Annotated in this window: 19 protein-coding genes; 4 read left to right on the top strand and 15 right to left on the bottom strand. The window is 35.2% G+C overall.

The annotated features are described in order from the left end of the window. Positions 1-70: 70 nt before the first annotated feature. The 4 genes from AAC069_RS11115 to AAC069_RS11130 all read right to left on the bottom strand — a co-directional run bounded on the left by AAC069_RS11115 (position 71) and on the right by AAC069_RS11130 (position 4361). On the bottom strand, positions 71-979 hold the full coding sequence (locus AAC069_RS11115; RefSeq protein WP_091089107.1) for a pseudouridine synthase: 909 nt from the start codon (positions 977-979) through the stop codon (positions 71-73). Between the two features lie 270 nt (positions 980-1249). Further along, positions 1250-2206, bottom strand: coding sequence for a geranylgeranylglycerol-phosphate geranylgeranyltransferase (locus AAC069_RS11120; protein ID WP_339920541.1), 957 nt, complete (start codon positions 2204-2206; stop codon positions 1250-1252). A gap of 72 nt (positions 2207-2278) precedes the next feature. Continuing rightward, positions 2279-3217, bottom strand: coding sequence for a mevalonate kinase (locus tag AAC069_RS11125; RefSeq protein WP_339920542.1), 939 nt, complete (start codon positions 3215-3217; stop codon positions 2279-2281). A gap of 58 nt (positions 3218-3275) precedes the next feature. Continuing rightward, positions 3276-4361, bottom strand: coding sequence for a diphosphomevalonate decarboxylase (locus AAC069_RS11130; RefSeq protein ID WP_339920543.1), 1086 nt, complete (start codon positions 4359-4361; stop codon positions 3276-3278). Positions 4362-4603: 242 nt separating this feature from the next. Here AAC069_RS11130 and AAC069_RS11135 point away from each other — a divergent pair, with 242 nt between their 5' ends. Further along, positions 4604-5080: a TspO/MBR family protein gene (locus AAC069_RS11135; RefSeq protein WP_339920544.1), complete on the top strand. Its 477-nt coding sequence runs from the start codon at positions 4604-4606 to the stop codon at positions 5078-5080. Positions 5081-5111: 31 nt separating this feature from the next. On the opposite strand, the gene AAC069_RS11140 is transcribed toward AAC069_RS11135, so the two are convergent. The 11 genes from AAC069_RS11140 to AAC069_RS11190 form a co-directional block, all read right to left on the bottom strand. Next, positions 5112-5855 (bottom strand): hypothetical protein, encoded by a 744-nt coding sequence (locus AAC069_RS11140; protein ID WP_339920545.1) that lies wholly within the window; start codon positions 5853-5855, stop codon positions 5112-5114. A gap of 175 nt (positions 5856-6030) precedes the next feature. Then, on the bottom strand, positions 6031-7239 hold the full coding sequence (locus AAC069_RS11145; RefSeq protein WP_339920546.1) for an NAD(P)/FAD-dependent oxidoreductase: 1209 nt from the start codon (positions 7237-7239) through the stop codon (positions 6031-6033). Then, positions 7236-7913 carry a glycerophosphodiester phosphodiesterase family protein gene (locus tag AAC069_RS11150; RefSeq protein WP_339920547.1) on the bottom strand — a complete coding sequence of 226 codons (678 nt, stop codon included), beginning with the start codon at positions 7911-7913 and terminating at the stop codon, positions 7236-7238. The genes AAC069_RS11145 and AAC069_RS11150 overlap by 4 nt, the downstream gene beginning before the upstream one ends. 85 nt (positions 7914-7998) lie before the next feature. After that, positions 7999-9531 (bottom strand): SPFH domain-containing protein, encoded by a 1533-nt coding sequence (locus AAC069_RS11155; protein WP_339920548.1) that lies wholly within the window; start codon positions 9529-9531, stop codon positions 7999-8001. Positions 9532-9544: 13 nt separating this feature from the next. Continuing rightward, the gene (locus tag AAC069_RS11160; RefSeq protein WP_339920549.1) at positions 9545-10102 is read right to left on the bottom strand and encodes an NfeD family protein; all 558 of its coding nucleotides are present in this window, start codon (positions 10100-10102) and stop codon (positions 9545-9547) included. Between the two features lie 292 nt (positions 10103-10394). Next, complete coding sequence (locus AAC069_RS11165; RefSeq protein WP_339920550.1) at positions 10395-12059, bottom strand: alpha-amylase family glycosyl hydrolase; 1665 nt, start codon at positions 12057-12059, stop codon at positions 10395-10397. A gap of 52 nt (positions 12060-12111) precedes the next feature. Beyond that, on the bottom strand, positions 12112-13989 hold the full coding sequence (locus AAC069_RS11170; protein WP_339920551.1) for a glycoside hydrolase family 13 protein: 1878 nt from the start codon (positions 13987-13989) through the stop codon (positions 12112-12114). A 214-nt stretch (positions 13990-14203) separates the two neighbouring features. Beyond that, a complete protein-coding gene (locus AAC069_RS11175) occupies positions 14204-16519 on the bottom strand; it encodes a glycoside hydrolase family 65 protein (RefSeq protein WP_339920552.1) in 2316 nt (771 codons plus the stop codon). 105 nt (positions 16520-16624) lie between these two features. After that, the gene (gene pgmB / locus AAC069_RS11180) at positions 16625-17281 is read right to left on the bottom strand and encodes a beta-phosphoglucomutase (RefSeq protein WP_339920553.1); all 657 of its coding nucleotides are present in this window, start codon (positions 17279-17281) and stop codon (positions 16625-16627) included. Then, entirely contained in the window at positions 17274-18803 is a 1530-nt protein-coding gene (locus AAC069_RS11185) for an MFS transporter (RefSeq protein ID WP_339920554.1), read from the bottom strand. The genes pgmB and AAC069_RS11185 overlap by 8 nt, the downstream gene beginning before the upstream one ends. 194 nt (positions 18804-18997) lie before the next feature. Next, on the bottom strand, positions 18998-20029 hold the full coding sequence (locus tag AAC069_RS11190; protein WP_339920555.1) for a LacI family DNA-binding transcriptional regulator: 1032 nt from the start codon (positions 20027-20029) through the stop codon (positions 18998-19000). Positions 20030-20361: 332 nt separating this feature from the next. Between AAC069_RS11190 and AAC069_RS11195 the strand changes: the two genes are divergently transcribed. Genes AAC069_RS11195 through AAC069_RS11205 form a run of 3 tightly spaced genes read left to right on the top strand, consistent with a single transcriptional unit; the run spans position 20362 to position 26000 of the window. Continuing rightward, entirely contained in the window at positions 20362-23301 is a 2940-nt protein-coding gene (locus AAC069_RS11195) for a TonB-dependent receptor (RefSeq protein WP_339920556.1), read from the top strand. 17 nt (positions 23302-23318) lie between these two features. Further along, a complete protein-coding gene (locus tag AAC069_RS11200) occupies positions 23319-24911 on the top strand; it encodes a RagB/SusD family nutrient uptake outer membrane protein (protein WP_339920557.1) in 1593 nt (530 codons plus the stop codon). Positions 24912-24932: 21 nt separating this feature from the next. Beyond that, complete coding sequence (locus AAC069_RS11205; protein ID WP_339920558.1) at positions 24933-26000, top strand: SusE domain-containing protein; 1068 nt, start codon at positions 24933-24935, stop codon at positions 25998-26000. Positions 26001-26056: the final 56 nt, after the last annotated feature.

Here is a 26056-nt window from a genome sequence, read left to right on the forward strand (position 1 = left end):
TATATTTAATTAAAAAAATCCCATTCGTTTGTTACGAAAGGGATTTTAATGTAATAATTTCAATGAAGTATTATACGTTTTTCAAGTTGATGATTTCTTGATCAGTAAGCAATCTCCAGTTTCCTCTTGGTAAGTTTTTCTTAGTCAAACCTGCAAACGAAACTCTGTCAATTCTTAAAACATCATAACTGAAATGTTCAAAAATAGAACGAACTACTTTTACATTTGATGATCTTAATTTCAGACCTATTTCGCTTTTAGCTTCTCCTTCAATATAGCTTATATCTTCTACAAAAACACGGTGTCCGTCAAGCGTTAGCCCTTTGTTGATTTTTTCTAAATCTTCAAATTTCAGGTTTTTGTCTAAAGAGACGTGGTATATTTTAGATGATTTTTGGCTTGGTAAAGTAAATTTACGCAACATGTCTGTATCGTTTGTAAACAATAAAAGACCAGTCGTGTTCTTATCCATTCTCCCTACAGCGCCAATTTTGGCAGTTGTAGACCCTTTTACTAATTCTAAAACATTACGAAATTCTTGACCTTCATCAAGTGCTGTCGTGAAATTTTTAGGTTTGTTTAATAAAATGTAAACTTTTTTCTCTGGAGTCAAAAGCACTCCGTCAAAATTTACTGTATCTCCAGGTTTTACCATGTATCCCATTTCAATAACAGGAATTCCATTTACTTTTACGTTTCCAGATTGAATGTAAATATCAGCATCACGACGTGAGCAAGCACCAGAATTGGCGATATATTTATTCAAACGAATTTCGTCTTTAACTTTAGGTCTCTTAGGTGCCTGATTCGGTTTTTTTTCAACCTTATCAGAAACTACTTCTGCAACTTTAGTGTTTATTTTTACTTTTTTTGGCCCTTGTGCCCTTTTTTGCATCGCAGGTTTTGGCTTATTAGAGCTAGGTCTAGAACTCGTTGGTCTAGCACCGCTTTTTTTATTATTGCCTTCCTTATTATTCATAATATTCCATAATTTGTGCAAAGATAGTATTTATATTATTGCTAATCGATATATGGCAATTATAAAACGGTAACTATCTAATTAATAAGTTTTTATTTTATTTTCTTGGAGCTGTTTAGCTATGCTGAATCTTCGATGTCCCGCTTTCCTCTGTATCTTTTTATCATGAACTTGTTTCAGGATCCTGAAACAAGTTCATGATAAAAAGGATGTCGTTTCAATCAGGGCTAGCAAAATAGAAAAATCAGGTTTTGCCACAATGTTTTTCGCTTAAATAAGCAATAAGAGTTTCTTTCCGCTCCATAATACGGAGGGGTTGATTAGCACGATGCAAAAGACACCAGATACAATCAAGAATTTAAGGACGTTATGAAGTAACAGGTACTGTTCCTTTTTTACCGCCTTCCATAAGTAAAGGACAAAGAAAATCAAGATAATCAAACAGGCATAAAAATATACATCCATATAGCCCACATCATAAATTTCAATCAGTACATACACTGGAAAGATGGTCAGCATAGTTAAGCTGGTGATGATTTTTTTAGAAAGCATTTCGCCATAGACAATCGGAATTGTTTTATAGTCGTTAGCCAAATCACCTTTTATGTTTTCCAAATCTTTGATCATTTCGCGAATAAGTATCAATAGCGAAAGAAAGCTAGCATGGGCAAAAATCACAGCGAAATGTCCTTTGTAATTTTCGATTTCTTCAAAAGAAAGGTTGTTGTAGTAATGCAATAATATCGCGAAAAAAGGAATAACCGCCAGTAAAGCAGCAGTTAGGTTCCCTACGACTGGGTATCTTTTTATTTTATGCGAGTAAAACCAAATCAAGAAGATATACGTCGAAAAGAATAACAAAGCGCGCCATGATATAAACAAAGCCATGATGGCTACTATAAAATTCAGCGAAAAGTACACGGTAAGTTTTGTTTTCTGGCTTACTAGTCTATCCAGCATGGACTTGTTAGGACGATTGATCAGATCTTTTTGGCTGTCGTAAAAATTATTGATAATGTAGCCTGAAGCGATGGTCAATGAGGAGGCAAAAACAAGAATGAATAAGTTGAAATCGAGTAGGACAGCAAGTGCTCTTTTTTCAGGAGCTAGAATAAAGATGGCTGAAAGGTATTGCGCCAAAATAATAACAGGAATGTTATATCCTCTTACTACCGAGAATAAACTTACGATCTTCATTATTAAAAGCTTCTGCTTTCTGCTTAACATGGTACTTTTTTAAAAGATTAAAGCTTAAAACCACAAGGGATTTTAAGCTTTAAATATAATTTTTATTGTTTGTTAAAATTGGTATACCACTTCTAATTTATAGTCTTTCAAGGAAAGTTTTGCGCGTTCTAAATCTTCGGTAAAACCTAAGATATAACCGCCTCCACCAGAACCACATAATTTTAAGTAGTAATCATTAGTGTCTATTCCGTTTTGCCATATCGCATGAAATTGTTCCGGAATCATCGGTTTGAAATTATTCAAAACTACGCTTGATAATTTTTTTGTATTCATAAACAATGCTTTCATGTCTCCGCCAAGGAAGTTTTCTACACAAGCATCAGTATATTTTACGAACTTATTTTTTAACATCGTACGGAAACCTTTGTCTTTTAGGTTTTCCATGAAGATACTAACCATAGGGGCAGTTTCTCCAACAATTCCAGAATCTAACAAAAACACAGCGCCTTTTCCATTCAAAATTTGATTCGGAATGCCAGTCGCTTCAATGTTATCTTTAGAATTGATTAAAATTGGTATGCTCAAATAGCTGTTTAAAGGATCTAATCCTGAGCTTTTTCCATGAAAAAAGCTTTCCATTTGAGAGAATATGTTTTTTAATTGCAATAACTTCTCGCGAGTCAAATTTTCAAGAACAGTGATTTTGTCCTGAGCATATTTGTCATAGATAGCTGCTACTAGAGCACCACTACTTCCTACACCGTATCCTTGTGGAATACTAGAGTCAAAGTACATCCCTGTCTCAATATCGCTTTTTAATTCAGCTAAATCGAAAGTTGCCAACTCTGGTTGCTCGTTTTGCATTGTTTCAAGATAATCAGCAAAACGTTTCAAACTTGCGTTAGATGCAATCGCTTGGGGAGATGGATCTTCATCTCTTTTCAATGCACCATTATAAAAGTTATAAGGGATAGAAAGCCCTTTCGAGTCACGAATAATTCCGTATTCTCCAAAGAGTAATATTTTTGAGTAAAATAAAGGTCCTTTCATTGATTTGATTACTAGGTTATTGCTTAAAAATAGATTTGGTATGTAAAGATAGTAATTATTAAACTAATCGAATAGCTCCATTTCCAATTTCGTCACAAATGTACTGCCCATTTTGGCAAAAGCCAACTAATTCGTCCTTAATAAATTGTAAAACGATAGCGCTAACGTTTTCGGGATACAAAACATGGACATTTGCTCCGGCATCAAGTGTAAAACACACTGGAATTTTAGTGTCATTTCGGAATTTCCAAATCGCATTAATGATTTGCAGGGTGTTGGGTTTCATTAAAATAAAATAGGGCATCGAAGTCATCATCATCGCATGTAAAGTCAACGCTTCGCTTTCGACCACTTTAATAAAGTCTTCTAAATTCCCACTTTCAAAAATCGCAATCAGTTTGTCCAGGTTTTCGTGCGCTTGCTCAAATCGTCTTTCGGCATACGGATGTGCGTGCATCAATTCATGACCTACAGTGCTCGAAACTTGTTTCTCGCCTTTGTCGACTAATAAAATAGTATCTTGGAAATTCTTGAAATTATCGTGAATGGCATTTGGAAATTCGACTCCGTATAAATTAGAGCTTCCTTCAATATTAGCTTGGTTTCCCCATACAACTACTTGCCCTTTTACACTACGGCATGCACTACCTGAGCCTAAACGAGCCAGTAAGGATGCTTTTTGGTAAAAGTAGGCGTCAGTCATTTCAGGATTCAACGCTTTCTCAATGCTCATTAAGTTCATCGCCAAAGCCGCCATTCCAGATGCCGAAGATGCAATCCCTGAACTATGCGGAAACGTATTTTCTGTATCAATAGTAAAATGATAGTCTTTCAAAAAAGGAAGGTATACTTCGATTCGCTCTAAGAATTTTTGGATTTTCGGTTTGAAATCTTCTTTTGGCTTTCCCTCAAAAAGTAAATCAAACGAAAAAATATCTTGGTTTTCTTTTTTGGCGAAAGCCAGTTTAGTAACTGTTTTACAGTTATTCAAGGTAAAACTCACCGATGGGTTCGCCGGAATTTGATTGTCCTTTTTTCCCCAATATTTTACCAAAGCGATATTGCTGGGAGCGCTCCACTGGAACTCGCCGCTTTCTATGTTATGAGAATAAGCTTTAGGGATAAAATCGTTTGTTGTAAACATGAAATATAAAATTTATGCAAAGATACTTTTTTGGTTTATACGTTCCATGTATTATTTTTTTGAAACACATAGATTGATACTTTTTTTTAATAGTAGACGCTTTGCTTTGTGATGAGTAGATAGACTTGGTATGCGGGGAAAGTGATTTTTATCCAAATCTTTTTTCGATAGTTCTATGTGTTTAGATTTTAATTTTTAATATGCTGAAGTTTGACTATTTTTGACACAAATAGAAAACTAAAATGAATAAGCTTACCAAAATACTAACTGTTGTTGTTACCTGTCTTGCGATAGGTTATTTTTCTGGAAATTCGACTCGTTCTGCCATAATAGATTGGTATCCAACATTGATAAAGCCAAGTTTTAACCCTCCAAATTGGATTTTTGCGCCAGTGTGGAGTATGCTATATATAATGATGGGAATTGCTGCGGGACTCGTTTGGGATCGTATTGATTTTGAAAAAGAAATAGTAAAAAAAGCCCTTATTGTTTTTGCAATACAATTGGCGCTAAATGCTTTGTGGTCGTATTTATTCTTTGGTTTGCACAACCCAATGTTAGCAGGATTAGAAATTATTGTTTTATGGTTGATGATTTATGAAACCTACCTTCAGTTTTCTAAAATTAATAAAATCGCTGGTTATTTATTCATACCGTATTTGGCTTGGGTAAGTTTTGCTATGGTGTTGAATGCAAGTATTTGGTGGTTGAATAAATAGTATTCAGGTTCTAAATCGCTAAAGAAATAAATTAGTTTTTTGAAGTAGCTATCTTTTTAAACTCTACATTTTTGGCGAATAAGAAATCCATCGTACTAAGCATATTATTGTTTGTTGCAACTATTTTTGATTTGGGATCTGCTTCACAAAACTGAAGAAAGAGTTCTATTTCATTAGGGTGTAGCTTTAAGGTTTCAAGATAGAATTTATGATCATAGCTGTTTTTTGCTACTGTAGAAAATTCAATTTCAGGAAGTGCTTTTTTGACTTCCTCTTTTTCTTTTTTGAATAGGCCTAAAACCATACCGCCAATTCGCATCAAATTCATTCCGTTTTCAATTGTTCCCATATTAACACCAATAACTTTTGGAGTGGATGCATTTTTTTCTATTGCATATTGGTCGATCTTTTTTTGTTCCCATGTGGCATCCATACTTAGTTTAATAGATGGCATGTTTGTAATAACTACTTCGTTTAATTCTTCTGCTTTTAGAATTAGTTCAACGTCTATTTCGCCGTTAGTGAATAGCTTAGGGTTTATTATAAGTTTTTTTACTTGATGTTCTTTCGATACAAATACGAGCGCGTCATTCGTTTTTGCAATAATTGAAAACTCCCCATTGGCATCAGTAACTGTAAGTGCTTTTGTGTTAGCATTGATTACTTCCACTTTAGGAATTGCATAATTATTACATACAACCTTCCCTTTAATTGTTTGTGAGAAGCTAACTTGGGAAGTGAATAAAATTAATGTGCTGAATAGTTTTACTTTCATAGGTTTCGAATCTAATAACTTGATAGTAAAATTATTAGATTCGTCTTAATGAAAACTTATTAAATATGTAAATTCTTGTTAATTGATTGTATTTGTTTGAATTATGGGAGTACTGAAAAGATTGTAGCCATTACACTTATCTGTAGGTGTTATTTCCATAAACTGAGACTCATCACTAAATACTATTCGCTAATATAAACCCACTTGTCCACGCATTCTGGAAATTAAACCCTCCAGTAATTGCATCGATATTGACAATTTCTCCAGCAAAATAAAGATTTTCGTGTAGTTTGCTTTCCATGGTTTTAAAGTTGACTTCTTTTAAATCAATTCCACCGGCGGTTACAAACTCTTCTTTAAAGGTACTTTTACCGTTCACTTGAAAAGTCCCGTTCGTCAACTGATTCGATAAGTTTTGTAGTTGCGCTTTCGATAAATCAGCCCATTTGGTTTCGGCTTCAATTCCTGAGGCAATTACTAGGCTTTCCCAAAGACGGTTTGGGAAATCAAAGTGAGATTTCTTAGAAACTGCTTTTTTGGCGTGTTCCTGTTTTAAGTCTTTCAGTATTTTTTCGGCTTCGCTGGTTTCAACATCATTCAACCAATTTACAAATATGGTAAACTGATAGTTTTTGTCATGTAAAATTCTTGCTCCCCAAGCTGATAATTTCAAAACTGCAGGGCCGCTCATTCCCCAATGCGTAATCAATAAAGGCCCTGTAGAAGTTAGTTTAGTGTCTTTGACTTTTACGGTAACTTGTGCTGCCACACCCGGTAGTTCTTTTATGCGGGGGTCTTTAATGTTGAAGGTGAATAGGGAAGGGACAGGGCTCACAATCGCGTGACCATAAGTTTGTAGCATTTCCCATATTTTAGGGTTGCTTCCTGTTGCTAAAATTAATTTTTCAGCGATATAGTTTTCGTTTTGGGTTTCTATTTTCCAAAGATTATCTTTCTTAAAAATAGATTGTACGCTTTGTCCCGTCAACACTTCAATTCCTAGTTTTTGAGTCGCTGTGAGAAAACATTCGATAATAGTTAGCGATGAATTAGAAACGGGAAACATACGACCGTCGTCTTCAATTTTAAGCTCCACACCATGTTTTTCAAACCATTCTATGGCATCTCCAGAACAAAATTGATGGAAAGGACCACGAAGTTCTTTCTCTCCACGCGGATAATATTTTACCAATTCGTTAGGTTCAAAACAGGCATGGGTCACGTTGCAACGTCCTCCACCAGAAACACGTACCTTTTGGAGTACTTCGGCACCACGTTCTAGGATGGCTACTTTTAATTTGGGGTTTTTCTCTACAATATTGATTGCCGTAAAAAAACCTGCTGCTCCACCACCTACTATTATAATATCAAAATTTTGGTTCATATTCTATCTGGAAAATCGCTGATGATTCCGTTTACGTTAAATGATTTTATTTTTTTTATGTCTTCTGGCTCGTTAACCGTCCAAGGAAAAACTTCGAATCCTTTTTCCTGTAATTGTGCCGTATTTTCGGCGGTCAACAGATGATGATAAGGATGAATTGATTTTGCCTGAATAAATTTAGCGAAAGCCACAGCCAGATCTAAATCCGTTTCAGTTAACACACCAATGCGTATCTCCCAATTCAAGAGAGCAACTTGTTGCAAGGCCGTCCAATCAAAACTGGAAACTACGAATTGGCTGTAATTCCATTTTTTTTCTGCAATGAATTTTTCGATTAAATCAACTACTTTATCTGCAGTGTCATAGCTTTTCAATTCAATATTAACATCGCAGCGTTGATCAATGAGGTTTAATACTTCAGTTAAAGTCGGGATGCATTGGTTCTTTTCAATCTGGAAGCGTTTCAGTTCCGGCAGTGAAAATTGGTTTACGGCGCCCTTTCCATTGGTAGTTCGATCAATGGTCTCGTCATGAATGACCATTAATTCACCATCTGAACTCAAATGTACATCCAGTTCAATTCGATCGACATGCAGGTCAATTGCTTTTTGAAAACCAATAAGGGTATTCTCCGGTTCATAACCTCTAGCGCCACGATGACCTATTTTTAGCATTGGATTGATTTTTTACAAAGGTAACATAAATAAAAAACCCCAAATACAAATTGATGCATTTGGGGTTTCTAAATTATAAAAGAAATTATTTTTGCTCTTCAGTAGGTGTGTTGATTTCGTTTGAAGTAGCTGATTTAGCTTCTTCAGGTTTGTCATCGCCTTTTAAATAGGTTGGCAAATTTAATCCAGCCATATTGAATAGGTCATTTAAAGGAGGGACAGTTTTCATCATACCAGCAACAAAGTTAGCAGTTGAACCAGCTCCGTTATCTCCGTTGTTTCCAGAATCCCAAACAGTAATTTTATCAATTTTGATGTTTTTAACTGCTTCTACTTGAGTTCTAACTAATTCAGGTAATTTTTCAATTAATAATAATTGGAACGCTTTTGTTGGGTCGCCACCGGCAGCACTAACTACTTCACGATATCCTTCGGCTTGTTTGGTTAAGATTTCGTATAAACCTTTTGCTTCAGCTTCCATTTTTGCAAAGATGGCATCAGCTTCCCCTTTTGCTAATTCTCTTGTTTTTTCAGCTTCAGCTTGTGCATCAATAATTGCTTTTTGTTTAGCAATTTGAGCAGGAATAACGATATTGGCATTTTGTGTAGAACGTTCTCTTTCGGCACGAGCATCCTCTGCTTTTTGCTCCGCTACATAAGATTCTTCTAATGCTTTTGCACTTTGTACTTTTTCAGATGCTAAAGCAGTTCTCAACGCTTCTGCTTCACGCTCACGACGTGTGGCTTCTGATTGTGCAATTGCGATTCTAGCTTCATTTTCCCCTTTAATTGCAACCGCATTGGCTTCTGATGTTTTTACACGAGTATCTCTTTGAGCTTCCGCTTTACCAATACTTTCATCTTTAAAAGCAGCAGCGATACTTACTTCTCTATCCTTATTAGTAATAGCAATTTTTACATCACGATCTCTATGAGTTTCAGCAATTTGAACGTCTTTCTCACGATCAGCCATAGCTTTTCCTGTTTCTCCAATTTTTTCTTGTTCGGCAACCGAAATTTTAGCTTCGTTTATTGCTTTTGCAGCAGCTTCTTTACCTAAAGCTTCAATATATCCAGATTCATCTTTGATATCCGTAACGTTAACGTTGATTAATTTTAATCCAATTTTCTTTAATTCAGAATCAACATTTTTCGAAATATTCTCTAGAAATTTATCTCTGTCAGAGTTGATTTCTTCAATTGTCATTGTTGCAATAACTAAACGCAACTGACCAAATAAAATATCCTTTGCTAATTCCTGAATTTGCTCTGGGTGTAAGCCTAATAAACGTTCTGCAGCGGTATTCATACTTTCTGATTCAGTAGAAATAGCTATGGTAAAACGACAAGGAACATCGACACGAATATTTTGACGCGAGAGTGCATTCGTTAAATTGGCATCAATAGAAAGAGGTTTTAAATCTAAATATTGATAATCTTGAACAACGGGCCAAATAAAAGCACCGCCACCATGTACACATTTCGCAGACGTTCCGCCCGTACGACCATAAATAACAAGGATTTTATCTGAAGGACATCTTTTGTAACGAGAAATAAGTGTTAAGAAGGTTACAAAAACAACAAATACGGCAACAACAATAATAATAATTTCAGTCATGGTTTAGTTTAATTTAATTTTTTTCTACAATTAATAAGTTGCTTTCTACGGCAACCACCTTCACTGTAGTATTAGATGGGATTTTTTCAGTCGAAAGAGTCATAGCGTCTAATTCATGGATTGCTCCATTTACGCTAATTAGTACTTTTCCTTTTCCTGATTTTGCTTCAGGAATAGTTAAGTAGACTTGGGCCGTTTTATGGAGTGTGTTTTCAATCTTAAAGCTATTATTCTCAGATAGTTTTAAGATTTGTTTGATTAAGAAAAAGAAAATGGCAACAAATAGTAGTCCTACTATCACGGAGATAATAATCAATACCGTTTTGTTTTCTATGGAGTTGTAAAATGAAATTCCAGTCCAACTAAATCCTAATAGAAAGTTGATCAAGTTACGTAAAGTGAAGATTTCAAAGGGTAATTCAACATCTCCAGTGTCAGAGTCTATGTCAGTTTCTCCGTCACTTAAGCCAAGAAATGTCATAATAGTTTGGAGTCCAAAAAATAAGCTTACCGGTAAAGCAATGTACCAGAAGGCTTTGAGTAAGGGTTCGTAGTTTTCTAAAAAGTTCATAGTTAAGGTTTAGTTGTACTAATTAGACGACAATTTTGCAAATAGTTACAACGGGAGATAAATATATATTGAAAGAGCACTATTACATTGATAATTAAATAAAAAACACTCTTCTATACTTTAGGCTTTTTCTAGAATGAACAAGCTAAATTGTATGAAAAGAGTGTTTTTTTGCAAAAATGAACTTCTTTAAAATTGCGATAGTATGCTGGACTTTTTATAATGGAAATAGAGAGTCGTTATTTAATTGCGAGCAACTAATTTGTTAACTTAACTTAAAGTCTATTGCTATTTATCTTTTTTCCAATAATACGATATCGAAATCAGTTTTGATTTTAATTCTGCCTTTTTTGACTTCAACGACTTTACCGGAATAAGCATCTCTAACTCGGGTTCCATCTGCGAAGACAGCGGATACTTCTAGTACTTTTCTACCGATAGGCAAATCTAATCCAACGAAGACTTGGTCTTTATAGGCTCCTTTAGAATACGTTCTTGAAAAAGTATAGGGTTGCGCTGAAACTTCCTTGTGTACACCAGCACCTACAGCAGGGTGGTTTTTACGAAATTTCCCCAGTTTTCTCCAATGTGCAAGAGTCTTTTTAGTCTGTGGATTGGTTTTAATAGCATCCCAGTTCATAAAGGAACGTAAGGTTGCATCACCTTGAGTTCCTTCAATTACTAAAGAACGGGCACTTTCATCACCGTAATATACTTGAGCAACTCCTGGAGAAAGTAATAGTTTTGTCCCTGCTTCTATAGTTTTGGTTCTTTTTGCGTCAAATGGACCACCATCATCGTGAGACGATAAATAATTCAAAACACTATATCCTTTCAATTCGCCATTTAGAATGGTAGAATATTTTGAGAATATAAATTCATAATCTTTTTGGGCATCATATTTAAACTCAAAATTGATCATGTTGTTAAAACCATTTTCGAAATAGTTTACTTTTTTATCTCCAAAATCAAAATTCTTACCGGCACTGATATTGTAATTGTAAACTTCGGCGATGGTGTAAAAAGGATTGTTGTCTAGTACTTTTGTTGGGTTGTTTTTCTTCCAAGTGGCAAAGGCATAGTCGCTTTGGGTTTTGAAATCAGCCCAAACACTTTCTTCGGTATGTTTTACCGTATCAGCACGGTATCCGTCAATTCCATATTCAGTAATATAATCCGTTAACCATTTGATAATATAATAACGTGGCGTTTTTGGATAGCCAGTTCGTTTGAAGAAAGCGTCCAATTCTGTCATTTCTTGGTCGTAGCGTCCTTCTTTTTTCCATTTTTCAATTAAAAAAGGAGGTAAGTCTACATCTTGTGTGCTTTCTGTTCTAATGTCCGGAAGATTAGCCACTAAAGTACATTCCGTGGTGTTTTGATAATTTTTGTAATCACAAACAGGGCTTGTGCGCACCCAGTAGTTTGGCCAGGCAACATCAGTATTTGTAACGGGTCCAGTATGATTGATTACGCCGTCCAGCACAATCCTGATTCCGTGAGCATGTGCTTTTTTAATTAAGTTTGCCAAGTCTGCTTTTGTTCCAAAGTTAGGATCCAAAGCAGTCCAATCTTTAGCCCAATAACCGTGAAAACCATAGCTTAAACCTGTCCCTTCATCTACAGCATCATGAATTTGTTCCACTATTGGTGTAAACCAAATGGCATTGATCCCTAATTTATCGAAATAGCCTTCATCAATTTTTTTTGTGATTCCCTTAATGTCACCTCCTTCGAAACCACGTAGTTTTCCAGCAGTTTTAGTTCTGTCAAAATTGAGGTCATTTGATTTGTCTCCGTTATTGAATCGATCTGTCATTAAGAAATAGACAGAAGCTGCTTCCCAAACAAAGGGCACTTTTTTCTTTGGTTTTTTTAGAGAGACTGATTGAGTCGTTGTGCAACTCACAAAAAAAGATAGAGTTAATAGTAGAAGTAGGCTGGTATATTTTTTCATTATTGTTTAACTGATTTTGTAGATGTATTTGTTACATCTGTTTTGATATGCTTTATTTTAATTCTAAAATTACAACCGACTTTGCTTCTAAGCTAATTTCGGTAGTGATTTGGAAAGTCAAGTCTGTTAGAATATTTGTGGCCGTTGTAAACTCTTTTATATTTTCCTTAAAACGAGCGGTATTTATCGTTTGATTCTCTTTGCTATTGTTCATTATAATCATAACTGTTTTTTTTTCAGTATATCTAAAATAGACGTAGACATTATTTTCAGGAATGTAATGCGTCATTTTTCCAAAATGTACCGCTTCATTCGTTTTTCTCCATTGGAACAATTTAGAAGTAAAGTCAAAATATTCATTTTGATATGAAGTACGGCCTTCTTTCGTAAAAGCATTGTTTTCATCGCCTAGCCAGCCTCCGGGGAAATCTTGGCGTATGTCAGCATCGCCTTTGTCTTTATCGCCGCTCATACCAATTTCGCTACCGTAGTACAATTGAGGAATCCCGCGGACAGTAGCTATTAAAGCCATGGTCATTTGGTATTTTCTAAAATCATTTTGATAGACGTGATTGATGCGGTTCGTATCATGATTTTCGGCAAAAACCATAATGCTATTGATGTTTGGATATAAAAAATCATTAGCGAAATTGTCATATACTTTTACCATTCCTTTGTCCCAAGTTCCGTCATCTTCATTGAAAACAGTACCAATGGCATCGTGTAAAGTAAAATCCATAACACTTGGCAGGTACGAATTGTAGTTTTGTATAGCGCCAATTTTACTGTCTTTTTGCCAATAAGCCATTTGAGCTTGATCATGCATCCATATTTCCCCTACAATATTGAAATTAGGGTATTCATCAGTGATGGCTTTTGTCCAAGATGCAATTCCAACGGGGCCAGAATAGTTATAAGTGTCTACTCTGAAGCCGTCTAGATCTGCATATTCAATCCACCAGATGGCATTTTGTTTGAGGTAATTTAATACTAAAGGATTCGATTGGTTTAAGTCAGGCATTGAAGGAACAAACCAACCATCAAGACAGATTTCGGTGTCTATTTTTGAAGCATTAATATCGCTTATCGTTGAGCGTTTGTGATTTGTTTGTGTATAGTTTTCAAATTGATGAATCCAGTCATGTGTGGGTAAATCATTCATCATCCAATGTTCAATACCCCAGTGATTGGTAACATAGTCCATCACTAGTTTCATGTCTTTTTTATGGATCTCAGATGCCAAACGCACGTAGTCTTCATTAGTTCCATAACGAGGGTCAATTTTATAGACGTCAGATTGAGCATAGGTATGATACGAAAACGCTTTGTCGTTGTCCTCGCAAAGCGGCGTGCTCCAGATTGCTGTTGCTCCAAGCGAAGAAATGTAATCTAAGTTTTTTATTATTCCTTGAATGTCTCCACCATGTCTTCCGCCAGGTAAATCGCGATTGTATTTTTCTACAGTGGCGCTATTGCTGTCATTTTTTGGATTGCCATTAGCAAAACGATCGGGCATGATAAGATACATCATGTCTGATGCGTCAAAACTTTTACGCTCTGCTGATTTTTCTCTTCTTTTCTTTAGGCTGTATTTATGTGTAAAAGCAATTTGATTTTTATTTCTGAACGAAAAGATGATTTCGGTAGCAGCAACATTTTTAGTGTTAATGGTAACAAATAAATAATTCGGGTTTTCTGTTTTCTTTAGGTTCGTGATGGCAATGGAATTTGAAGCTGTTACTTCATATTGCGCTATGTTTTTACCATAAAACATAATCTGTAATTCTGGATTATGCATTCCAGCATACCAGAAGGGAGGTTCGACCCTATCGATTTGTGCATTTATGGTTAGAGACATAAAAAAAAGGATTATGGGAATGATTTTTAAAAAAGATATGTTTCCCAGTGAAATCGAGGTAAATTTATTCATATTTAAGGACATAATGATTACGATTAGATTTTTTTCAGACAATTAAAGTTGTGGATGTCACTACTTGGAGTGCTTGCGTTATTCTCTTTTTATTGATATCAGATCTTGAAGTACAACTTAAATCAATTAAACAATCCCAATGAATATTGGGATTGTGTGTTAGCCACAGTGGACTTATAATTAAGTGAAAGAATTGTCTACAAGTTCTTTACAGTTAATTTTGTGATACAGCAATCGGGCTGTTTGGCGATACGGTAATATTTTTTCCGTTTACTACAATAGCCAAATCTGTAGTTCCGTCTACTGAAAAAGTAGTTTCGATATGAGTGATTGCTACTTTTATAATCTGATTTCTGAAATTAATTTTAAAGGAATATCCTTCCCACTCTTTAGGGATTTTCGGAGAAAAATTAAGGGTGTCGTTTTTTACGCGCATTCCTCCAAAACCTTCAACAATACTCATCCAGGTTCCAGCCATAGAGGTGATGTGACAACCTTCTTCAACCTCTTTATTATAGTCATCTAAATCTAAACGGGATGTTCTTAAGTAAAAAGTATAAGCCATGTCCATTTTATCTAACGAAGCTGCTTGTATAGAATGTACACATGGAGAAAGTGAACTTTCATGCACAGTAAAAGATTCATAAAATTCGAAGTTGCGTTTCAATTCCTCTTTAGAGAAATGTTCTTCAAAGAAATAAAAGCATTGTAATACATCAGCTTGTTTGATATAAGGCGAACGCAATACTCTGTCCCAAGACCATTTTTGGTTAATTGGTCGTTGTGCGGGATCTAAATCTTTTACTGGAACTAAGTCTTTGTCTAAAAAACCATCTTGTTGTAAGTACACACCCAGTTCCTTAGAGACCGGAAAGTACATGTTGTCAGCTACTTTTTTCCATTCCTTTAGTTCAGATTCAGCCAGTTTTGTTTTTTCAATAATACGTTTGTGGTCTGATGGGAATTCCAGTGAAACTCTCTGAAGTTGTTCATACGTATAATCAATACACCATTTTGCAATATAGTTAGTATAGAAATTATTGTTTATGTTGTTTTCATATTCATTAGGTCCCGTAACTCCTAAGATCACATACTGATTTTTATCTTTAGAGAAATTGGCTCTTTGATGCCAGAAGCGTGCAATACCAATTAATACTTCCAATCCTTTTTCAGGAATATAAGAGTAATCTCCGGTAAAGCGATAATAGTTAAAAATAGCAAACGCAATTGCGCCATTTCTGTGAATCTCTTCATGTGTGATTTCCCACTCATTATGACATTCTTCCCCATTCATGGTAACCATAGGATATAGAGCTGCCCCGTTTTTAAAACCTAAATTGTTTTGCGCATTTTCAATCGCTTTTTCAAGGTGATTGTAACGGTATGTTAATAGATTACGCGCTACTTGTTGGTCTTTTGTAGCCATATAAAATGGAATACAATAAGCCTCAGTGTCCCAATAAGTAGATCCTCCGTATTTTTCACCAGTAAATCCTTTTGGTCCGATATTCAAACGGCTGTCTTTACCTAGATACGTTTGGTTTAGTTGAAAAATATTGAAACGAATTCCTTGCTGTGCTTTTACGTCACCTTCAATGGTAATGTCTGACATCTCCCAGATTTTTGACCAAGCTTCTTTTTGGTCTTCCAATAATTGATCGTAGCCTAAAACTAAAGCAGATTGTATTGCTTTTTCAGCAGCAGATAGTGTATTTTTATGATTTAAAGAAACAGTGTATCCTCCAATTTTTTGAATAGATGATTTTTGACCTTGTGCTACAAGTACATCATATTCAAATTGAATTTTATCTAAAGTAGTATCGATAGATGATGGCGAAATATTAGTGTTAACCCCATTTTCTAAAATACTGTTTTGCATAAAAGTAGTAACCTCAAAATGAGTCTTAAAGGTCTGAGCGGTTACAAAACCTTCATTTCCTGATTTCTTTACTTCAAGAGGTTCCCAGAATTTTTCATCCCAGTTTGCATCTTCATTGGTTACTCCTGCATCAATATAAGGTTTGTAAATTATTTTAGTATCCTTATTTAAAGGGGTGATTTCATAGTTAATGATTCCTACTTCGTCTAATACGATAGAAAGGAAACGACGAATATTTACGGCTATTTGGGTGCCGTTTTGCAGCGTGGCTTCAAAAGAACGATTGTACCAACCTTCTTTCATGTTCAGTTCGCGACGGAAGTTTTTAACGGCAGTACACGTATTTAAATCTAAGTTTTCACCATTTATTTCAATGTCTATTCCAATCCAGTTTGGAGCATTTAAAACTTTGGCAAAATATTCTGGATAGCCATTTTTCCACCATCCCACTTTGGTTTTATCGGGATAATATATTCCTGCAATGTAACTTCCCTGAAAAGTTTCTCCTGTATAATTTTCTTCAAAATTAGCGCGTTGCCCCATCGCTCCGTTACCAATGCTAAAAAGGCTTTCAGAGGACTTTACGCTTTCTGCATCAAATCCTTCTTCAATGATGGACCAATTGTCTGGTTTTATGTAATCTTGGTTCATTCTTTTCTTTTGTTTAAAGTTTAAAAAGTATAAGGTGTAGAAGTTTACAGTCTCTGAAATAGACGACAGTTTCTATTACCTCTTGTTTCTTTTTATTCGATCTGTTTATTTATTAATTAATCCTTCAATGAAACTCATATCTATATGGGTGAAATCCTCAAATATGTATTTTGCTTCATATAAAACAGATTCCTCTCCAATTCCGATACTTGTCATTTTTCCAATATTGGCTGCCTGAACGCCTGCTACAGAATCTTCAAAAACAATCGCGTTCTCAGGACTAACGTCTAGTAATTTTGCTGCAATTAAGAATACTTCTGGATCCGGTTTTGCATTAGAAACATCATTTCCATCGACGATAGCATCAAAGTAATGTCTGATTCCGGTTTTCTCTAGAATAGGTCTGGCATTTTTGCTGGCAGATCCTAAAGCAATCGGTTGGTTTTTTTCTTTTAAGTAGTGTAGCATTGATAAAACACCTGGCAGTAGTTCGCTTTGATCCATATCGACTAAGTACGATAAGTACTCTTCGTTTTTCTGGATTAGCCACCTGTTTTTGTCTTCTTGCGAAGCTTCTACTTTTCCTAATTCTAAAATAATATCAAGAGAGCGTACTCGGCTTACGCCTTTCAATAGCTCGTTGTTTTCTAATGTAAAATCAATATTTAATTCATTTGCAATTTTTTGCCACGCTAAGAAATGATATCTGGCGGTGTCAACAATTACTCCGTCAAGGTCGAAGATGAATGCTTTCTTATTCATTTATTATAATTTTTGATTCGTCATTAATGGTTAGAGAAATAATTCCGGCAAGAATCATTGAAACACCACCAATTAAAAGTGCATAAATAGGTTCGCTGTTAAAAAATTTAGAAACTAAAAATCCTAAAATAGAGGCAGCTACTAACTGTGGGATTACGATAAAGAAGTTAAAAACTCCCATGTAATAGCCCATTTTGTTAGAAGGTAGAGAACCGGATAACATTGCATAGGGTATAGACAGGATACTTGCCCAAGCAATTCCAACACCAATCATTGGAAGCCATTCCATCATAAAAACCGTTGGTTCTTGGATGAAATAGATGGATATAAGGCCAAGTCCACCGCATACTAATGCAATAAAGTGCGTGAATTTTGTACTAGTATATTTTGCTAATACGGGTAATAAAAAGGCGGCAATTGCAGCAATTAAATTATAATTGGCAAACATTTCACCTACTTGATTTGCACCTGTATTATACGCTTCAGATGTAGTATCTGTCGTCCCGTAAATATGCTGTGTAACCGCTAGAGTCGTGTAAATCCACATGGAGAAAAGTGCAAACCAAGAGAAGAACTGGACCCATGCCAATTGTTTCATGATTTTTGGCATAAACTGAAAATCATTCATAATGGTCACAAAACCATTGTCAGTTGTATTGTTTTTTTGCATCATGCCAGAAACTAGCATCGCCAATCCTCCTAGGCCTATGAGTCCTAGTGCGAGTACATATAAGTCTTTCTTTAAATCGTAATGATAAATCACTACTGAAAATAGTGCGCTTACTATTAGGAATAAAATCCCTTTAGTCAAATGCGATTTTCCGTTAGTAACGAACCACTCAGCAGAATGTTCTTCTTTTGTGAATGTTGTTTCTTTGTGTTTTTCAAAAGCTTCTAGCTCTTCAGGAGAATATTCTTTAGAAGTGATGACAGTCCATAGCACCGTTACAATAAATACGACTCCACCAAAGTAGAAGGAGTATTTAACTGAATCGGGAATGATACCAAGCGGAGCGGTATTTTGAACTCCGAAATGGGTAAAGATTAATGGTAGTTTTGATGCGAAGTAAGCGCCAATTCCTATAAAAAAACTTTGCATGGCAAATCCCATGGTGCGTTGTTTTTCTGGAAGATTGTCTCCAACAAAAGCACGAAATGGTTCCATTGAAACATTGATGGAAGCATCCATAATCCAGAGCATCCCAGCTGCAAACCATAAGACGGGAGAATTGGGCATTATAAATAATGCTGCAGATGCTAAAATTGCACCCGCTAAGAAGTAGGGCTTTCTTCGTCCTAATTTTGTCCAGGTCCTGTCTGAAAAATAACCAATTATAGGTTGGATTATTAATCCCGTCATAGGAGCGGCAACCCATAAAATTGGGATATCGTCAATGTTAGCACCTAAAGTCTGAAATATTCTACTGACATTCGAATTTTGCAAGGCAAAACCCATTTGAATTCCCAGAAACCCGAAACTCATGTTCCAAATTTGCCAGAAACTTAATTTACGCTTTTCCATTATCGTAATTATATGATATTAACGATAAGCGCTATGCTTATCAAAACTTAACTTGTTTTCGAAGTAAAAGTAAAAGCGTTGACTGGGTAAATATAAAAATTTATTTCAATCTTTTATTTTTTCGATACGAATAAAAAGCAACTTTTTTAACTACAAGGTTGTAGTAATGAATAAAATAGGAAAATATCTAAGTTCTAAGCTTGGTAGGTAGATTCCCTTTCAATAAGATGGGTTTCAATTACTTCAGTTTTATAATTTTCTTCTTCTAGATGTTCGTCTTCCAGTTCCAGTCTGTCAATCAGCATTTTTGCTGCTTTATTGCCCATTTTTTTACCACTTTGACTCACGGTTGTAATAGTAGGAGTAGAGTATTTAGAAATAATTCCATCTGTAAATGCAATTACGGCCAGGTCTTTAGGGACATTGACGCCCATTTTGTTTGCGGCTTTAATACTCGTAACGGCAAAGAGTTCGTTTACGGCAAAAACGGCATCGATAGCTTTGTCTTCGAGTAGTTTACCGATGATGATTTCGCAAGTATCTACGTCTTCAATTTTTATGATTAAATCCTCATTAAAAGGAATTCCATTGTCTAATAAGGCTTTTGTATAGCCATCTGTTCTTAGCTTACCTACACTTACATAATCGACGGTGGTAACTAGGGCTATTTTTTTTCTGCCTTTGTCGATAAGGCTTTGGACTGCTTCGTAAGCTGCCAGTTTATCATCGATAATCACTTTGTCGCACAGGATTTCATTAGAAACTCTGTCAAACATAACCACGGGCATTCCTTGATCTATAACTTCTGAAATGTGATGGTAATCGCCTTTAAACTGGGTTTCTTTCGATAAGGACATAATAAAACCGTCAATGCTTCCATTAGCAAGCATTTCCATGTTAAGAACTTCTTTATCAAACGAATCGTCAGATAGAGTGATGATGACACTGTATCCATTTTCATTTGCTACTTGTTCTATTCCGTTAATGACTGTGGAGAAAAAATAATGGACAATCTCCGGTATAATAATCCCTATGGTTTTTGTTTTTCGGTTCTTTAAACTTAAGGCAATATTGTTGGGCCTATAGTTGTAAAATTTAGCAAAAGCCTGCACTTTTAATCGGGTATCTTCTCCGATTTCTAAGCTATTTCTTAATGATTTTGAAACTGTAGAGATTGAAACGTCAAGTTCTTTAGCAATTTGTTTAAGCGTTACTTTCCTTTTCATAGAGATGGAATTTATTTTTTAGTGGTCAGATGTAGTATCGCTTTTTGTTTTTTGGTACTGATTTGCATCAAATTTTTTGTTGCTGGCGATGTCATAATTGTAAAATTGATAAAAATTATTTTCGTAATAAAGATATGGTTTGTTTTTATTAATGGCAATTTAACCCTTAAATAATTGGATAATACAGAAAGTTTTCAACACTATCACGTTTTCGTAAACTAATATAAAAATGGGTTTGTCGAAGGCGTTAAAATTTATATAATTTTAGCGTTCGAAGTAAAATTAAAAGTTAAAAACACAACTCAAAACACAAATTAATTTAAACAAAAAGTATGAAAACAATTTATAAAAAGTTGTTATTTTTATTACTGCTACTTCCTTTTAGTATTCTGGCTCAGAATACTCTTAGTGGAACTGTTCTTGATAAAACATCAGGACAGCCCATTCCTGGAGTAAATGTAAATGTACAAGGTAGCACAAATGGAGTTTCGACAGATTTTGACGGAAAGTTTCAATTGCCAAATGCTAAGAAAGGCGCTAAAATCGTTTTTTCTTTCATTGGTTACAAAAACACAGTCATTAACTATGATGCTCAAAAATCAGTAACGGTTTCACTAGAAGAAGATGCAAATCAATTAAGTGAAGTAGTGATCCAAGTGGGTTACGGTACCGTTAAGAAAAAAGATGCAACAGGAGCGGTAACCGTATTGACATCGAAAGATTTTAATAAGGGACCAGTAACTTCTGCAGATCAAATGATTCAAGGGAAAGTAGCTGGTTTGCAAATCATTAATGGAGGAGGTTCTCCAGGTGAAGGTGCTACAATCAGAATTAGAAGTGGTTCGTCATTATCTGCAAATAACGATCCTTTATACGTGATTGATAATGTTCCAGTTGCGGCTGGTGGGATTAATGGGGGAAGAAATCCATTGTCTACGATAAATCAAAATAATATAGAATCTATCACCGTATTGAAAGATGCTTCGGCAACTGCTATTTACGGTTCTCGTGCTTCTAATGGTGTAATTATTATTACTACCAAAAAAGGAAAAGCTGGAGAATTGAAAGTGAATTACAATGGAAATCTTCAAGTTTCGGAAGTTACTAACAAAGTAGATGCTTTGTCGTCTACTCAATTTAAAGACTTTGTTACTGCTAATGGTACTGCTGCTCAAATAGCTTTACTGGGTACTGCTGATACGAATTGGCAAGATGAAATTTTCAGAACTGCTATTGGTACTGATCATAATATTGCTTTAAGCGGTGGAACTGATAATGTAGTTTACAGAGCTTCTGTTGGATATGCTAATTTGAATGGTATCTTAAAAAGAGATAACATGCAAAGAACGACTATTGGAGTTGGTGTAACTGGAAATTTCTTGGACAAACATTTGAAAATTGAATTAAACAACAATACATCATCAATCAAAAACAACTACAGTAATAGAGGTGCAATTGGCGCGGCTATTAGTTTTGATCCTTCACAAGCGGTTAGAAATGCTGATGGTACTTTTTTCCAATGGTATACTTCGCCTACAGAAATAAATCAGTTGGCAGGAAGAAACCCTGTTTCTTTAATTGATCAGTTTGATAACTATGGTACTTCATACAGAAGTATTGGAAACATTCAAACGGAATATAAAATGCATTTTTTATCAGAACTAAAAGCAGTAGCTAACTTTGGTTATGATCAATTGAGCGGAAGATCTTACGGTGGTACAGGTGCTAATTTCCTTAACGGAATTAAAGGTTCAGGACACAATAATACGTATGAAAATACAGGTTCAAGATTTAATAAAGTGATGGATTTGTATTTAAACTACAATAAGAAAGTAGATGCGATCGATACACAAATTGATGCAACGGGTGGATATACGTATCAAGATTTTAGAGATGTAAATGATGGGTCTTCTTTTGATTTCCAAAATAATGTAACGGTTGCTGGTGTTCCTGTTCCTTCTAGAGTGAACTTACAATCTTTCTTTGCTAGAACAAACTTCACGATTGCGGATAAATATATTATTACGGCATCTTACAGACGTGATGGAACATCGAGATTCACAGAGTCAAACAGATGGGCAAATTTCCCAGCAGTAGCAGTAGCCTGGAAGTTAAACGAAGAAAGTTTCTTGAAAGATGTAGCTAGTATTTCTACTCTGAAAATTAGAGGAGGTTGGGGTATTACAGGACAACAGGACATTGGAGTAAGTTATCCTTCGATTCCGTTGTATTTAATTTCTAATAGTACGGCTCAATATCAATTTGGCAATGCTTTTTATTCTACTTTTAGACCGCAACCTTACAATAGCAACTTGAAATGGGAGCAAACAACCACTTTAAATGCTGGTCTTGACTATGGCTTGTTCAACAACAGACTTACAGGAAGTGTAGATTTGTATAAAAGAACGACTAAGGATTTATTGTTGTACACTCAAAACCCATCTTTCTTTGGTTTTTCAAATTATGACAATTATAACGTAGGAACAATCGAGAATAAAGGTATTGAATTGTTAGCTGAGGTTATTCCGGTTCGTACTCAAGATTTTGAATGGACGATAGGTGGAAACGTTACTTTTCAAGATTCTAAAATCACAAAGTTAACGACTACTCAACCTAATACTCCTGGTATTAGTGTAGGTGGTATCTCTGGAGGTACTGGAAATACAATTCAAAATCACCAAGTAGGATATGCGCCAAGTTCATTCTTTGTATATGAGCAAGCATATGGTGCTGACGCAAAACCACTTGACGGAGTTTTTATTGATAGAAACGAAGATGGAATCGTTAATGAACAAGATAAATACCGTTTTCATAAACCGGCAGCTGATGTTTTCTACGGTTTCAATACAAGTGTAACTTATAAAAACTTCGATTTTTCAATGGATTGGAGAGGATCTTGGGGTAATTATATGTACAACAATGTAGATTCTAATTTTGGAACGGATATTAATGTATTATTAAGACAAACAGATTTATCTAATGGTGTTGCAAATCTTTTGGAAACTCGTTTTGCTAAATCAAATGACCTTCAATTGCATTCTGATTATTATGTACAAGACGCTTCGTTTATTAAGTTAAATAATGTGAGTGTTGGTTATACTTTTAATCAAAAACCAGAATCATCTTCATTAGTGAAATTAACTTTATCAGCTCAAAATGTTCTAACTATTACTAAATATGATGGTTTGGATCCAGAAATTTCTGGTGGTATTGATAATACTTTATATCCTAGACCAATTATTTTCACGTTAGGTTTAAACGTTAATTTCTAATACAAACAAAAAGAAAAATGAAAAAGATACAAATAAAATTATTGGGTATTTCATTGTTATTGATGGTGTTTTTATTTCCATCATGTACCAATGATTTAAACCAAGCACCTGAAAGCACTAATGCTATCCCAGGGGATCAATTTTTTACTGATGCAGCTTCTTATAAACAAAATCTAGCAAAGTTATATGCAGGTTTTGCTACTTCAGGACAATCGGGACCTTCAGGGTCACCAGATATTTCTGGAATAGATGAGGGAGAAAGTCAATACATAAGAGGATATTGGTTATTACAGGAATTAACTACTGATGAGGCAGTTATTGCTTGGAATGATGGAACTATAAAAGACCTTCACTCACAAACATGGACTTCTTTGGACCGTTTTGTAACTGCTGTTTTTGCCCGTTACTCTTTTCAAGTTGTAAACTGTAATGAGTTTTTAAGACAAACTACAGATGAGAAATTAGCGGCAAGAGGAGTAGACGCTACTTTGAAAGCAGAAATTGCTACTTATAGAGCAGAAGCTCGTTTTTTAAGAGCGATGACGTATTGGCATTTAATTGATATGTTTGGTGGTGGTTCTTTAGTAACTGAAGAGTCTCCAAGCACTTTCTTTTATCCAGAATACGCAACAAGAGAAGAGTTATACAAGTTTGTTGATGAAGAATTGACTGCGATTACACCTTTATTGAAAGCACCAAAATCGAACGAAGCATTTCGTGTAGATCAAGCTGCTGCTTGGATGTTACAAGCTAATTTGTATATGAATGCAAAGGTATATACTGGTACAGATCATTATGCTGAGGCACTTCCTTTACTTACAAAAATTACTGGTTCTGCTTATAAATTGCATACTAATTACAATCAATTGTTCTTCGCTGACAATGATAAAAATGGGGCGCAAAACGAATTTATCTTTGCTGTAGCTTTTGATGGTCTTCGTACGCAAACTTATGGTGGGACAACTTTCTTGACACATGCACCAGTTGGTGGAAGTATGAAAGCTGCTGACTTTGGAATCAATGGAGGATGGGGTGGTATAAGAACTACTTCTGCTTTTGTTGATAAATTTGATGCAAATACAACAGATACTCGTGGACAATTTTATAAAGATGGGCAAACTAAAGAAATCAAAGAAATTGGAAATTTCACAGATGGATATGCTATTCAGAAATTTAGAAATGTAGATGTGAATGGTGTACAAGGTTCAGATAAAGCGGGGAATTTCTCGGATGCTGATTTTCCTATTTTCCGTTTAGCAGATGCTTATTTAATGTATGCAGAATGCGCTGTAAGAGGTGCAGGTGGAAGTTTAGTTACTGCTACAAAATATGTTAATGATTTAAGAACTAGAGCTAAAGGTGCAGCCGTTACTCAAGGAGATCTTAATTTGAATTTTATTCTTGATGAAAGAGGTAGAGAATTGCACTGGGAAGGACACAGAAGAACGGATTTAATTCGTTTTGGTAAATTTTCTGGAGGAAGTTATTTATGGCCTTGGAAAGGAAATGTGGCTGGAGGATCTCCAACACAGTCTTACAGAGATTTATTCCCAATTCCTGCGACAGCTCTTGCATCAAATAGTAAATTAATACAAAACCCTGGATACTAATAATATTAAAAATTTATAAAAATGAAAAATATATCTAAATCAATAATTGCCTTATTCGCGGTAGTTGCTTTGTCTTGCAGCGTAGAAGATGTTCAAGACAGACCCGTTATCGAAGGAGTTGATTCTCCTGTATTAACAGCTCCAACAGCTGGTGCTGCTTATGTACTTTCTCCTGCAAATGCAACTGCACAAGCAGAGCGTTTTACATGGAAATCTGCTAACTACGGTGGTGCAGTAGAAGTTGTTTACACGGTAGAAGTAGACAAGAAAGGGAATGCGTTTAAAACACCTGTGGTATTGGCTTCAAGAAAATCTGAAAACCAAGCATCAGTTTCAGTTGAAACTATGAATGGAGCAGCATTAACATTGAAAAGCACACCTTTTGCTCCTGCTGAATTTGAAGTAAGAGTAAAATCTACTGTTGGTACTCAAGTAATGCTTTCTAATGTAGTTGGAATCGTTATTACTCCTTACACAACTGAAAGCCCTAAATTATGGGTTCCTGGTGGTTATGCAAAAGCATCTGGATATCCAAATGATTGGGATCCTGCTACATCTCCACAGCTTTCTGCTTCAGGATATGGTAAAGTAGACTTTGAAGGATACATCAATTTTAATGATGCTGGTGCTGAATATAAATTTACAAGTTTCCCAGAATGGAAAGGGGAATATGCTGCCGGAGCGACTGCTGGTACTATTGCTACGTCTGGAGCAAATCTTAAAATTCCAGCTGCTGGTTATTATAAAATGGAAGTTGATACAGAAAAATTAACTTACAAAGTTACTGCACAAGTATGGGGAATTGTAGGTAATGGTACTCCAGGTGGTTGGGATGCTGATACTAAGATGACTTATAATAAGGTAGCTAAAACTTGGTCTATTATTGCCACTTTGACAACTCAATCTGCTCCAGATAACGGAATGAAATTTAGAGCTAATAACAATTGGGATTTTAACTTTGGAGATACTGGTGCTGATGGTACTCTAGAAGCTGGAGGTACTAATATTAGTACTACTGCAGGTACTTATTTGATCACTTTAGATTTAAGTCATCCAAGAGCATATACTTATACTATGGTAAAACAATAATATATTTTGTTTCCCAAAAAGGGCTATCTTTTCGATAGCCCTTTTTTATAATTTTA

Source organism: uncultured Flavobacterium sp., from assembly GCF_963974175.1.
Taxonomy (GTDB): Bacteria; Bacteroidota; Bacteroidia; order Flavobacteriales; family Flavobacteriaceae; genus Flavobacterium.

Bases quoted from the DNA above. Each gene is read 5' to 3' on its own strand.
- AAC069_RS11150 (WP_339920547.1), bottom strand. From the start codon at position 7,913: ATGCTAAAAATAGGTCATCGTGGCGCTAGAGGTTATGAACCGGAGAAT.
- AAC069_RS11125 (WP_339920542.1), bottom strand. From the start codon at position 3,217: ATGAAAGGACCTTTATTTTACTCAAAAATATTACTCTTTGGAGAATAC.
- AAC069_RS11170 (WP_339920551.1), bottom strand. From the start codon at position 13,989: ATGAATAAATTTACCTCGATTTCACTGGGAAACATATCTTTTTTAAAA.
- AAC069_RS11200 (WP_339920557.1), top strand. From the start codon at position 23,319: ATGAAAAAGATACAAATAAAATTATTGGGTATTTCATTGTTATTGATG.
- AAC069_RS11140 (WP_339920545.1), bottom strand. From the start codon at position 5,855: ATGAAAGTAAAACTATTCAGCACATTAATTTTATTCACTTCCCAAGTT.
- AAC069_RS11130 (WP_339920543.1), bottom strand. From the start codon at position 4,361: ATGTTTACAACAAACGATTTTATCCCTAAAGCTTATTCTCATAACATA.
- AAC069_RS11190 (WP_339920555.1), bottom strand. From the start codon at position 20,029: ATGAAAAGGAAAGTAACGCTTAAACAAATTGCTAAAGAACTTGACGTT.
- AAC069_RS11195 (WP_339920556.1), top strand. From the start codon at position 20,362: ATGAAAACAATTTATAAAAAGTTGTTATTTTTATTACTGCTACTTCCT.
- AAC069_RS11185 (WP_339920554.1), bottom strand. From the start codon at position 18,803: ATGGAAAAGCGTAAATTAAGTTTCTGGCAAATTTGGAACATGAGTTTC.
- AAC069_RS11160 (WP_339920549.1), bottom strand. From the start codon at position 10,102: ATGAACTTTTTAGAAAACTACGAACCCTTACTCAAAGCCTTCTGGTAC.
- AAC069_RS11120 (WP_339920541.1), bottom strand. From the start codon at position 2,206: ATGTTAAGCAGAAAGCAGAAGCTTTTAATAATGAAGATCGTAAGTTTA.
- AAC069_RS11135 (WP_339920544.1), top strand. From the start codon at position 4,604: ATGAATAAGCTTACCAAAATACTAACTGTTGTTGTTACCTGTCTTGCG.
- AAC069_RS11175 (WP_339920552.1), bottom strand. From the start codon at position 16,519: ATGAACCAAGATTACATAAAACCAGACAATTGGTCCATCATTGAAGAA.
- pgmB (WP_339920553.1), bottom strand. From the start codon at position 17,281: ATGAATAAGAAAGCATTCATCTTCGACCTTGACGGAGTAATTGTTGAC.
- AAC069_RS11165 (WP_339920550.1), bottom strand. From the start codon at position 12,059: ATGAAAAAATATACCAGCCTACTTCTACTATTAACTCTATCTTTTTTT.
- AAC069_RS11115 (WP_091089107.1), bottom strand. From the start codon at position 979: ATGAATAATAAGGAAGGCAATAATAAAAAAAGCGGTGCTAGACCAACG.
- AAC069_RS11145 (WP_339920546.1), bottom strand. From the start codon at position 7,239: ATGAACCAAAATTTTGATATTATAATAGTAGGTGGTGGAGCAGCAGGT.
- AAC069_RS11155 (WP_339920548.1), bottom strand. From the start codon at position 9,531: ATGACTGAAATTATTATTATTGTTGTTGCCGTATTTGTTGTTTTTGTA.
- AAC069_RS11205 (WP_339920558.1), top strand. From the start codon at position 24,933: ATGAAAAATATATCTAAATCAATAATTGCCTTATTCGCGGTAGTTGCT.